This is a genomic window from Fructilactobacillus fructivorans, assembly GCF_000814735.1.
Lineage (GTDB): Bacteria > Bacillota > Bacilli > Lactobacillales > Lactobacillaceae > Fructilactobacillus > Fructilactobacillus fructivorans.
Genome location: NZ_JOJZ01000007.1, coordinates 1 through 11,937, shown reverse-complemented (window position 1 = coordinate 11,937; position 11,937 = coordinate 1). Strand labels below are relative to the sequence as shown.

General features: G+C 34.7%; 12 protein-coding genes and 1 riboswitch. Of the genes, 8 read left to right on the top strand and 4 right to left on the bottom strand.

The window, feature by feature from the left end:
* Nucleotides 1-13: 13 nt before the first annotated feature.
* The 7 genes from parC (at nucleotide 14) to LfDm3_RS00120 (ending at nucleotide 7,600) form a co-directional block, all read left to right on the top strand.
* On the top strand, nucleotides 14-2,473 hold the full coding sequence (parC, locus tag LfDm3_RS00150) for a DNA topoisomerase IV subunit A (protein ID WP_039142828.1): 2,460 nt from the start codon (nucleotides 14-16) through the stop codon (nucleotides 2,471-2,473).
* 65 nt (nucleotides 2,474-2,538) lie between these two features.
* Complete coding sequence (locus LfDm3_RS00145) at nucleotides 2,539-3,426, top strand: LysR family transcriptional regulator (RefSeq protein WP_052236534.1); 888 nt, start codon at nucleotides 2,539-2,541, stop codon at nucleotides 3,424-3,426.
* Between the two features lie 135 nt (nucleotides 3,427-3,561).
* Nucleotides 3,562-4,497, top strand: a complete 936-nt coding sequence (locus LfDm3_RS00140; protein WP_010021445.1) for a manganese-dependent inorganic pyrophosphatase — start codon at nucleotides 3,562-3,564, stop codon at nucleotides 4,495-4,497.
* 113 nt (nucleotides 4,498-4,610) lie between these two features.
* On the top strand, nucleotides 4,611-5,048 hold the full coding sequence (msrB, locus tag LfDm3_RS00135; protein WP_039142826.1) for a peptide-methionine (R)-S-oxide reductase MsrB: 438 nt from the start codon (nucleotides 4,611-4,613) through the stop codon (nucleotides 5,046-5,048).
* A 30-nt stretch (nucleotides 5,049-5,078) separates the two neighbouring features.
* Complete coding sequence (gene msrA / locus LfDm3_RS00130; protein ID WP_039142825.1) at nucleotides 5,079-5,606, top strand: peptide-methionine (S)-S-oxide reductase MsrA; 528 nt, start codon at nucleotides 5,079-5,081, stop codon at nucleotides 5,604-5,606.
* 139 nt (nucleotides 5,607-5,745) lie between these two features.
* Complete coding sequence (locus LfDm3_RS00125; protein WP_039142823.1) at nucleotides 5,746-6,699, top strand: Dyp-type peroxidase; 954 nt, start codon at nucleotides 5,746-5,748, stop codon at nucleotides 6,697-6,699.
* Between the two features lie 133 nt (nucleotides 6,700-6,832).
* Entirely contained in the window at nucleotides 6,833-7,600 is a 768-nt protein-coding gene (locus LfDm3_RS00120; RefSeq protein ID WP_039142820.1) for an HAD-IIB family hydrolase, read from the top strand.
* Between the two features lie 137 nt (nucleotides 7,601-7,737).
* On the opposite strand, the gene LfDm3_RS00115 is transcribed toward LfDm3_RS00120, so the two are convergent.
* From LfDm3_RS00115 to LfDm3_RS00105, 3 genes are all read right to left on the bottom strand, one after another.
* Nucleotides 7,738-8,274, bottom strand: a complete 537-nt coding sequence (locus LfDm3_RS00115; protein ID WP_039142818.1) for a folate family ECF transporter S component — start codon at nucleotides 8,272-8,274, stop codon at nucleotides 7,738-7,740.
* A 44-nt stretch (nucleotides 8,275-8,318) separates the two neighbouring features.
* Nucleotides 8,319-8,416: riboswitch (THF riboswitch) on the bottom strand.
* A 36-nt stretch (nucleotides 8,417-8,452) separates the two neighbouring features.
* The gene (locus LfDm3_RS00110) at nucleotides 8,453-9,316 is read right to left on the bottom strand and encodes a DegV family protein (protein ID WP_039142816.1); all 864 of its coding nucleotides are present in this window, start codon (nucleotides 9,314-9,316) and stop codon (nucleotides 8,453-8,455) included.
* A 14-nt stretch (nucleotides 9,317-9,330) separates the two neighbouring features.
* Entirely contained in the window at nucleotides 9,331-9,750 is a 420-nt protein-coding gene (locus tag LfDm3_RS00105; protein ID WP_010021456.1) for a MarR family winged helix-turn-helix transcriptional regulator, read from the bottom strand.
* Between the two features lie 124 nt (nucleotides 9,751-9,874).
* Between LfDm3_RS00105 and LfDm3_RS00100 the strand changes: the two genes are divergently transcribed.
* Nucleotides 9,875-11,611, top strand: coding sequence for an Rqc2 family fibronectin-binding protein (locus tag LfDm3_RS00100; RefSeq protein ID WP_039142813.1), 1,737 nt, complete (start codon nucleotides 9,875-9,877; stop codon nucleotides 11,609-11,611).
* Between the two features lie 44 nt (nucleotides 11,612-11,655).
* Here LfDm3_RS00100 and LfDm3_RS00095 read toward each other — a convergent pair.
* Nucleotides 11,656-11,937 (bottom strand): IS3 family transposase (locus LfDm3_RS00095; protein ID WP_156112316.1); only part of this gene is annotated, 282 nt, incomplete at its 5' end.

The window sequence follows — 11,937 nt, the reverse complement described above, 5'->3', positions numbered from 1 at the left end:
TGGAGGTGATGAAATGGCACATAGATCAAAAATTAAAGATTTGACTCTTTCGGAAGTTATGGACGAACGATTTAGCCGTTATTCCAAATCAATTATTCAGGAACGAGCCTTACCAGATGTTCGCGACGGATTAAAACCCGTGCAAAGAAGAATTTTGTACGCTATGAATAAAGATGGGAATACTTCATCTAAAGGTTTCAGAAAAGCAGCAAAATCAGTTGGTAACGTAATGGGTAATTTTCATCCCCATGGTGATAGTTCAATTTATGAAGCTATGGTTCGAATGAGTCAGGATTGGAAATTAAGGGAACCATTAATTGAAATGCACGGAAACAATGGTTCTATGGATGGAGATCCACCTGCAGCAATGCGTTATACTGAGGCACGTCTAAGTAAGATTTCAGATGAAATGCTTCGTGATATCGATAAAGATACCGTTGATTGGATTCTAAATTTTGATGATACAGAATATGAGCCTGTTGTACTTCCATCACGATTTCCTAATTTATTGGTAAATGGGGCAACTGGGATTTCTGCTGGATATGCTACCGAAATTCCACCACACAATCTTGGTGAAGTGATTGATGCATTAATCTACTTGCAAAAGCATCCCGATGCCACTTTAAAGAACCTGATGAAGTATGTAAAAGGCCCTGATTTTCCAACTGGTGGAATTATTCAGGGATTAGATGGAATTAAACAAGCTTACGAAACCGGTAAGGGACGTATCATGATTCGGTCCAAAACCTCGATTGAATCATTGCGTGGAAATAAGCAAATGATTAAAGTAACTGAAATCCCTTATGAAGTAAATAAAGCTCAATTAGTTAAACAAATTGATGAAGTACGAATTAACAAAAAAGTAGATGGAATTGCGGAAGTACGTGATGAGTCCGATCGTGAAGGATTGACCATTGCAATTGAATTAAAACGAGACGTAGATAGTACTAGTGTTTTAAATTATTTATTTAAAAATACTGACCTTCAAGTTTCATACAATTTTAATGTAGTTGCTATTAGCAATATGGCTCCTAAACGCCTTTCTCTAAAAGAAATTCTGGTTGCATATTTGGACTATCAACGTGATGTAATTGCCAAACGAACTAAATTTAACCTAGATAAAGCTAATGCTAGACAACATATTGTTTTGGGTTTAATTAAGGCATTATCAATTCTTGATCAAGTCATCAAGACCATTCGTGCTAGTAACGACAAGAAGAATGCACGTGACAATTTAGTTGCTGAATATGACTTTTCTGAAAAACAAGCAGACGCAATTGTAGCTTTACAACTTTATCGTTTAACTAATACTGATGTGACCGAATTAAAGAAGGAAAATGCAGATTTAGCAGCTAGAATTGCCGAATATGAAGCAGTTTTAGCTAATCCTGATGAGTTAGATTCTGTTCTTAAGAAGGAATTACGTGATATTGCAAGGCGTTATCGTAATAAGCGCCGGACTAAGATCGAGGATAAAATTCAAAATTTGGAAGTCAGTGAAGAGGTGACTCTTCCAGATGAAAACGTGATGGTACTAGTCAGTAATGATGGGTATCTGAAACGAAGTAGTCTTCGCTCGTTTAATGCGTCTGAGATCACCGATAACGGCTTAAAAGAGGATGACCATGCCGTTTACCTAAATGAATTAAACACGCGTGATTCGCTGTTTATGTTCACTGACAAGGGGAACATGATTTATCGTCGAGTTTATGAGGTTGAAGATACTAAGTGGAAGGATACTGGAGAACATATTTCTAGAATGAATGGCTTAGATTCAAATGAGAAAATTATTTCCGTTTATGCCTTCCCCGATCTAAAACAAGATGGAGAATTCGTCATTACTACCAGTGGAGGTCACATTAAGCGAACTGAGTTTAGTAAATTACTTCCTAGTAGAACTTACAAAAGTCGAGCCGCGGTCTATGAGAAATTAAAGGGTCCTTTGTCAAGAGTAGTAGACGTTTCATATAATCGAACTGAAGATCCTGGAAGTGTTCTACTAATGACGGAAAAGGGATTAGCACTTAGATATGATTTGCAAGAAGTTTCTCTAAGTGGACCACGAACCACTGGAGTTAAAGCTATCAGTCTTGATGATGACGACCACGTGATTAATATGCAGTTTGTAGATGACAATTCTGAGATAGCACTTATCTTTCAAAATGGTAATTTTAAAAAGATGAAAGTGTCTGATATTCCAGTAACGAGCAGGGCTCGTAAGGGAATTAAAGTCCTTAAAGAATTTAAGACCAAAAGTAATCTATTAGCCGATTTTATTAAGATTGAATCTAATGATGAAACTCTCAAAGTTTATACTGATCACATGACTTCACATGATGTAATCCTCGGTGATCACGGAATTTCCGGTCGTTTATCTAATGGTTCACCCGTGATGGATACTAAGATGATTGGAACACCAATTATGATTACTCATGATGCTTTGAAACAGTCTCAAATTGATAGTTTACTATAGTAAATATAGTAATTCCGTGATAATATACACAATATAATAATAAATGTTAGTGCGAGGTATTAATTTTGAGAGAATCTAAAAGAGAATCATTATTTTCATCAAAAGCTTTAGTATATTTCTTACAATTATCCGAATCGCTAAATTATACAAAAGCTGCTGGTGTTTTAGGAATTACACAGCCGGCACTATCTCAACAAATTAAAAAATTGGAAAATAAACTACATGCCAATCTATTTTATTCAGTTGGAAAACAAATTCACTTAACAGATGCTGGATACACTTTAAAAAATGCAACTGAAGAAGTTTATGGAATTCTGGACAACGCTACTGATGAAATTGAATCCTATTCAAGCTCCATTCGGGGAACCATTAAAGTTGGAATTCTTTCGGCAATTGAAGATGAAATCTTTGAAAACTTTGCTTTATATTTCTATGAAAAGAATCCAGACTTAAGAATTGAAATGTATATGTTAACCCAGCAAACATTGATTTCTGACCTTGAAAGTGGAAAAATTGATTTAGCAATTATGTATTTACCAAACGAAAAATTACATAATTGGAAGGGTATGGCAATTAAGCCAATTCTTCACGATACCCTGTGTTATGTTCACCATGATAAGAGTAAGGTAGGTAGCAAAATCAATCTTAAAAAGGTTGAGGGACCAATGGTTGGGTACCCTAATGGATACTATTTTAATCAGTTTTTAAAGAATATTTATAGTGCTAAACGTTATGAAATGCCTAAGATGGTAGCTTGTTTTACGAGGCCAGTGCAAATTATGGAATTTGCATTATCATCTGGATTAAACACTATTTTGCCAAAAACGTTTATGATGACCCGGGATCGAAGTAAGATGGCTGAAAAAATACTTACTATACTGAAATCATTCCTGACTTTTCCCTTCAGGCCGTCGCCGTTTATCGTGATACTAAAGATGGTATCCCACGGTTGAATAAATTATTTGACGAATTTAATGGCTTTATTGGGGAATATGCTCAGGCTAAAGATGTATACTTAAATAGTATTAATATTGAAGTTAGAGATCGTCAGAGACTCTTGGAAATATGGAAAAAGAGGAGAGAGAATCATGAGTAAAGAATTAGTTTTTGGACACAAAGTGCCCGATACAGATGCAATTGTTGCTGCAATGGCACTTGCATACTTAAAGAAGCAGGATGGTTATGACGTTGAAGCAGTTGCTTTAGGTGAACCCAATGCTGAAACTAAGTATGTTTTAGACTATTTTGATACTAAGGCACCACGAGTAATTAGCAGAGCCAAACCTGAAGTTGATAAGGTCATGTTAGTTGATCACAATGAACCACAACAAAGTGTCAGTGACATTGATCAATTGACCGTTACCGACGTCGTTGATCACCATCGAATTAATGGTTTTAATACGGCGGCTCCTTTATACTACCGAGCTGCTCCTTATGGTTGTTGTAGCACGATTTTAACTCAAATGTTTTCTGAAGAAGGAATTAAGATTCCTAAGAAGTTGGCTGGCTTAATGTTATCCGCCATTATTTCTGATACTTTGCTATTAAAATCTCCAACTACCACTGATTTTGATCGTGATGCTCTGAAAGCTTTGGCTGATATTGCTGGAATCGATGACTATGAAGATTACGGTGTCAAAATGCTTAAAGCTGGTACAGATGTTGATTCAAAGACCGACCAACAATTAATTGACGGTGATGCTAAGTCATTTACCATGGGTGGTAAGAGCGTTCGAATTGATCAAATTAATGTGGTTGATTTAGATGACATTACTAAACGAGCTGATGATGTTAAGAAAGCCATGGAAGCTGAAGCTAAAGATAAAGGATACGATTTATTCTTAGTCTTAGTAACTAATATCTTAGACAGTAATTCGGAATTAATTGTTGTTGGTGAACCAAAGAGTGTTGTTGAAAAGGCATTTGATAATAAATTTAATGCTGATGACATCATGAATCTACCTGGAGTAGTTTCACGTAAGAAGCAAGTGGTTCCACCATTAACTGATGCATTAGAAAAATAATAATTAGAAAACCCCGCTTAATTAACGCGGGGTTTTTAGTTAAAAACAAATTGTTTGCTATTTAATTGGATAAGATATAAGTTATATATAAACGTAAATAGGGGGTTTATATTATGGCTGAAAACAACAAAGAAGATTTAAAAAATCGTTTAACACCTGAACAATATAATGTGACTCAAAATGCAGGAACTGAACCTGCTTTTACAGGAAAATACGATGATTTCTACAAGAAGGGAATCTACGTTGATGTTGTGAATGGTAAACCATTATTTAGTTCAGCTGATAAGTATGATGCTGGATGTGGTTGGCCATCATTTACTAAACCAATTAATGAAGATGAGCTAAAGAGTGATACCGATACTTCATTCGGTATGATCAGACAAGAAGTTCGTGGTTCAGATTCTAAGTCCCATTTAGGTCATGTCTTCCCAGATGGTCCTCAGGATAAAGGTGGATTAAGATACTGCATTAATTCTGCTGCCTTGAAATTCATCCCTTATGATAAGATGGATGAAGAGGGTTATGGTAAGTACAAAAAGTTTGTTGAATAATACAAATAACCAAATTAGAGGTGTTTATTAATGAATGATAAAGAAGAAACTGCAATTTTTGCTGGTGGATGTTTCTGGTGTATGGTTCAACCATTTGATCAGATGCCCGGAATTATTTCCGTTGTATCAGGATATACCGGAGGTCATGTACCTAATCCAACCTACGAACAAGTTGCTTCTGGCACAACTGGCCACACTGAAGCAGTTAAAATTACATTTGATCCAAGTATTATTTCATATAAGAAACTAGTTGAAATTTACTGGCATCAAACCGATCCGACCGATGCAATGGGACAATTTCAAGATCGTGGTGATTCTTATCGTCCAGTTATCTATGTAAATAGTCCTGAACAACGTAAGATTGCTGAAGAATCAAAGAAAGAATTAGAAAATAGCGGAGAATTTGATGAACCAATCGTTACCAAGATTGAAGATGCACAGCCATTTTATCCGGCTGAGGATTATCATCAAGATTTCTATAAGAAGAATCCACTTCGTTATGCAATTGAAGAAAGTGGTGGACGGAAAAAGTTCATTAATGATCATTGGAAAAAGTAAACAAATAAAAAGAATGTCCATGTTGGCATTCTTTTTTAATGTAGTGGTTAACATATTGTATAATTAAGTAGTATGAGATTGGCTATATAAAACAGTTAATCCTTTACTAATACTGAATTTAACTTAGGAGGTATTTATAATGGCTGAGAAAAAAATAAGTCCAGACAAATCACAAGATGTTTGGAAAGATACGGGTGAAAACGTTGAATTTGCAACGCTAGAATTAACTCGTAAGGATCAAAAAGCAGCTCAAGAGGGAATTCAAGACTTTGCTGATCGTTCCCAATCAATTATTCGATCAATGCGAATTAGAGAACCTGAAGCTAATTTAAGGGTTGCAATTGGATTTAGTAGCAAGGCCTGGGATTACTTATTTCCTAAAGCTAATAAGCCCAAGGAACTTATTGATTTTGAGGGAGTTAAGGGTCCAAAGTATTCGATGCCATCTTCTGAGGGAGATATTTTTCTTCATATTCGTGCTAATACCGAAGCAGTTGTATATGAAGTGACGACTCAGTTCATGCTTTTTCTAAGAGATTTTACGAAGGTAGTTAATGAGACGCATGGATTCCGATACCTTGAAGGTCGTGCTATCATTGGATTTATTGATGGAACCGAAGTACCACAAGTTGAAGACATTGCTCCATATGCATTGATTGGTGATGAGGATCCTGAATTTATCAACGGATCATACGCGTTTGCTCAAAAATGGCACCATGACATGGATTACTGGAATAAATTAAATACCACTACGCAAGATAAAGCGATTGGGAGAGAGAAGTTTTCTGATCTTGAATTACCCGATGAAGAAAAGTTTAAAAATGCGCACAATGTAACTTCCAATACATCGGTTAACGGGGTCGAACAAAAAATTGTTAGAATGAATGTTCCGTATTCTGATCCAGCTAATAATGATACAGGAACTTATTTCATTGCATATTCGCGCTATTGGCATGTTATTCAAGGCATGTTGCAGCAAATGGTTGATCAAAATGATTTTCTATTAACTTTTTCAACGCTTTTAACTGGTCAAACTTTCTTTATTCCATCTAGACCGTTGCTTGGGAAGATTGCTGATGGTGATTTGAACTAATAATTAAGTTTTAAGAGATTTGCAAAAAACTTTCGATCATTTCGAAAGCTTTTTTATTTTAATTTTATGAATTACCATTTTTAGCGTAATATTTAAATAGGTAATATTACGAAATTAAGAGGTAATTATAAACATGCTATATGTATTTGATGTTGACGGAACACTGAGCTTTAATGGTGTTGAAATAGATTCAGAAATTGTAAATGCAATTAAGCAATTAGCAAAACATAATGAAATTATCTTTGCTTCAGCCAGGCCAATCAGAGATCTAATACCAATCGTACCAACGTTTAAAAACCATATATTAATAGGTGCAAACGGGGCGCTCGTATCGAAAAATGGTCATATTTATTCAATTAAACCCATTAGTAATTGTGATATACAATTGACTAAAAATATCATTAAAAAATACGATTTAAATTACATAATTGATAGCAATTGGGATTATAGTGCCAAAGTAAGCGCTTTAAATCCAATATTTAAGCAATTGGATCCAGATCAATTAGCTGAAAATGTAGCTATCTCATCAATCAAAAAAGCCGTTAAAATCATCTTATTAGACGTAAATAACGATTTAATTGATAAAATATCAGCATTTATTAAACAAAATACGTCATTATCAGTTATCAAACATACTGACGAAAATAATATTGATCTGACAGCACAAAATATCAATAAATTCAGCACATTAAGAACTATAACTGATAGCAACTATATTGCGTTTGGAAACGATAGTAACGATCAAGAATTACTCGTGAATGCTTTTAAAAGTAATTGGGTTGACGATGGTAGCAATAAACTTAATCGGATGAATCTACAGCCAGATCAAATTGTTTTGAATTCAAATGATGAAGTTGCAAAACTAATTCAAAGTTATACAAATGATGATAATCTAAAATAAGTATAAATTGGTCTTTTTTTAATATTAGTCTACTTCGTATAATATATATTATGTAAAGTAGACAAATAAAATATTAATATTGTCCTTCCCTCATACATATGTATTAAAAAAACACCATTTCTGGTGTTTTCAATCGTTTATTTAAAAACGTTGGGTTTAAAATGCTGGATGGTCTTATTATTCATTAATATATAAAGAATAATAATTTGAATCGGAATCATAATTATATTTTTTACCAATCTAAGTGGTAAATAATAGAAAAATGACGTATGAGCCATCACAGAAATCCACAACGTATTTAGTCCTATGTTTACTATTAAAGTAATTAATACGACTGCAACAATCACTCTTAGCCAACTAACTTTTCCTTGATTATAGAAAGCAAAACTAAAAATTAATGCTGCAATGATTCCAGAAAATGTAAATCCAATGAAGAACCCATATCCATTAATAATGGATGTTAGTACATCAACTAGAATAGCTACGATTGTCGACCAGAACGGTCCAAACCACCATGCAATAAATGCAACTGCAATAAAACCAAATCCAATTTCCAGATAACTCGTCTGGAACTGGAATTTATTCAGGACAATCTCAATTGCCATTAAAATGGCAATATAAGTTAATCCCTTGATACTAAGAGGACGTAATCCCCAATGTTCTAATTCCTTCATAATTGACATCTCCTAAGTGGAGCTGCCACCAAAAATGGCAATATAGTGGCGAATGCGGATCTAGCACCGCAAACGATTAGTTTTTCGTTCAGCGTTCACATTCCGTTCCGCCGACACTTAACGCGCTAGATCCTACTCCTAAATTTTTAGAACATTATTAATTATACACCTTTTATTTTTATTTGCTCATGTCTCTAATCCAACCCAAAGCAAGTGCCCCACTACCCAGATGTGTTCCAATCGCTGGGCCAAAGTATCCACGACTCACTTTCATGTTCGGATATTTATCCTGGATAGTTTTTTGCCAAATGTCAGCTTCCTTTGGATTATTGGCATCAATCACTGCTACTTCAATTGGATAGTCCGACTTTTCAACTGCTTGCGAAAATAAATCTTCTACTCTTTTAAGTGCTTTTTTCTTTGATCGTACTTTATCAAATGCTACAATTTCATCCGTTTGATTATCAAAAGTTAAAATCGGTTTAATGTTTAATAACCCACCAACAAAAGCACTAGCATTCGATAAGCGTCCGCCTTTTACTAAATTATCTAAATCGTCTACCACAATGAGTTCGTCGATTGTAGAACGTAATCTCTTTAATTTATCGATAATTTCGCTCGGATTAACGCCCTCTTGAGCCAATTTAGCAGCGTACTTAACTAAAGCAGCCATCGGATCAACGGTAATTCCAGAATTAAATGGATAAATTTGAATGTTATCCATCATTTTTGACACATTGCAAACCGCCTGATACATTCCCGATATGGTTGATGCAAGATGAATACTAATAACTGCATCATAACCTTCGTCAGCTAGTTTATTATATTCCTTCACTAAAGCACCAATTGGTGGCTGTGAAGTTGTTGGTAACTTGGTCGATTCTTGAAGCTTTTTATAAAACTCATCATTTGTAATATCGATTCCCTCACGGTAGTCCTTACCGTCTAAGATTACGGAGATTGGAATAATATGAACATTATATTTTTTGAGATCTTCTTTAGATAAATATGATGTACTATCAGTGACAATCGCTGTCTTCATTTTTTTCACCTATCTTATTTACGGATTTTTTTCATACTTGTTTCTAATCGGTTGAGCAAAATTTTTAGAAGATTCTTTTCTTCATCTGTCCACTGATTAAAAATTCGTGTGGAAAGATCTGCATAATCAGAGTTAATCTGATTGCAGGCATTTTTACCCTTATCAGTAATACTGTAGATCAACTGACGCTTGTCCTGCCCGACAGCTTTTTTACGGATCATTTCTTTTTCAACGAGTCGTTTTAATTGTCGCGATAAAGTTGATGTATCCAATTCCATTGACTGTGAAAGGGATTCTTGCGTAGTGTAACCGTCAGTAATAGCGATCAATAATTGCCACTCTGAAATAGTAAGATTTGATTTTTTAGTAAGTGCTTGAAGCTGTTGTTGATGGATTTTTCCTACAACTCTAAGAGCAGTTAAACTATTTTTCATTGATATTCCTCCGTAAAATATTATACCATTAATTGCCTAATACAAGATTAGCGATTTAATATTCGTGTGATGTACGAGAAGATATAAGTTATACTGGACAATGAAGTAAAAAGGAGTGTTATATATGTCATTTGACGGATCATTTACACATGCAATGACTCAAGAGTTAAAAAACGACTTGTTAAATGGACGAGTTTCTAAAATAAACGAACCATATCCCAACGAAATCATACTAACCATTCGTTCTAATCATAATAATTATCAATTATTACTCTCAGCAAACCCGTCTTACGCACGGGCTCAAATTACAAACGTCCCCTTTACTAATCCCAAAGTTCCAACGAATTTTGCCATGACATTAAGGAAACATCTTAGTGGAAGCTTTATTAGTAAAGTTCATCAGGTTAATAATGATCGAATTATTCATCTTCATTTCAATACCAGAAATGAACTTGGAGATATAGAAGAACTAGTGCTAGTAATTGAAATTATGGCTCGTCATAGTAACATTATTTTAGTCCAGGCTAAGGATTCAACTATCATTGACTCGGTGAAAAGAATTTCTTCTTCTCAGAATCGCTATCGTACCATTCTGCCAGGTTCCAAGTATATCCAACCCCCCAAGCAAAATTTGGTGGATCCCTTTCAAGTCCAAGATAATGAAATAACTCGAATCGAACGAATCAACCGTGAATTTCCAAACGTTGACGTGTTTGCTAGTAAACTTCGCAAGTATCTTCAAGGACTTGGAACTGATACTGCTTATGCACTTGCTAGTGCACTTCATGTCTCAGGATCATCCATCAAGCAAAAATACTGGGAATTCTTTGATCATTTTGATAGTCCTAAACCAGTTATTGGTGATGATTCTAAGGGGAAATTACAGTTTTCCGCTTTCCCTTACATCGGGATCGAGCCACAGCAAGGATTCGATAATTTGAGTTCAATGCTTGATGAATATTATCAAACAAAGGTTCAACGCGAACGTGTTCGAGAGCAAGGGTCCCAACTAATCCGAATTACGAAAAATGAATTAAAAAAGAACCACAAAAAGCTCAAAAAACTACAAAAAACTTTAGAAGAGTCAGAACATGCTGATGACCTCCGTATCAAAGGTGAAATTTTAATGACCTATTTGAATCAAGTCAAAGTTGGTTCTAATAGTATCAAATTACCCAATTTTTATGACGATAATAAAGATATTGTAGTATCCCTTAATCCTGCTCTTTCACCCTCAGAGAATGCACAAAAATATTTTAAAAAATATGATAAAAAAAGAAATGCTAAGGATTACGTAATAAAACAGATTCAAGAGTGTCAATCAGAAATCGACTATTTTGATAATATTGAATCTCAGATTGAGATTGCCAATCCTCAAGATTTAAGTGATATCAAGACCGAATTAAAAGACGGCGGATACATTAAAAAAACAAAGAAAAATGCCGGAAAACGTCGTAAAGTTAAAGTTAGTAAACCCGAAAAGTTTATTTCTGATGATGGCGATGTAATCCTCGTTGGTAAGAATAACCTTCAAAATGATCAATTAACCTTAAAAACAGCTGACAAGCGTGATACCTGGCTTCATGTTCAAAACATTCATGGATCTCATGTTATCATTCGTTCTTTCGATCCTAGTGAGCAAACTGTTTTACAGGCTGCTGAACTTGCTGCCTACTTTTCTAAGGCAAGAGAATCAGCAAATGTGCCAGTTGATTACGTTAAGGTAAAGGCTGTCAAGAAACCTAATGGTGGTAAACCTGGGTTTGTTACCTATCGTGGTCAGAGTACAATGTACGTAACTCCAAGTGATGAAATTGTAAAACATCTAAGAGAAAATAATAAAAAGCAAGATGCAAAATAGCATCTGATGTGAACCCATAAAGTTGGACACATTATATAATTTTTCTAGGCGGTTTGTTTCCGATATTGAATTGGAGATAACCCGCCTAGTTTTTCTTTAATCCGATCATTATTGTAATAGTTAATCCAAGCCTTGACGGCTTGGGTAAGTTCCGACTTATTTTTGTATGATTGGTTCATTTCCGCCTTTAAAATGTGAAAAAATGATTCCATAACTGCGTTATCAAGACAAGTTGCTTTTCGTGACATACTCTTGATAACGTGGTTTTTCTTAACTAAACTAATAAATTTTCGATGCTGATAATGACAACCTTGATCAGTGTGAAT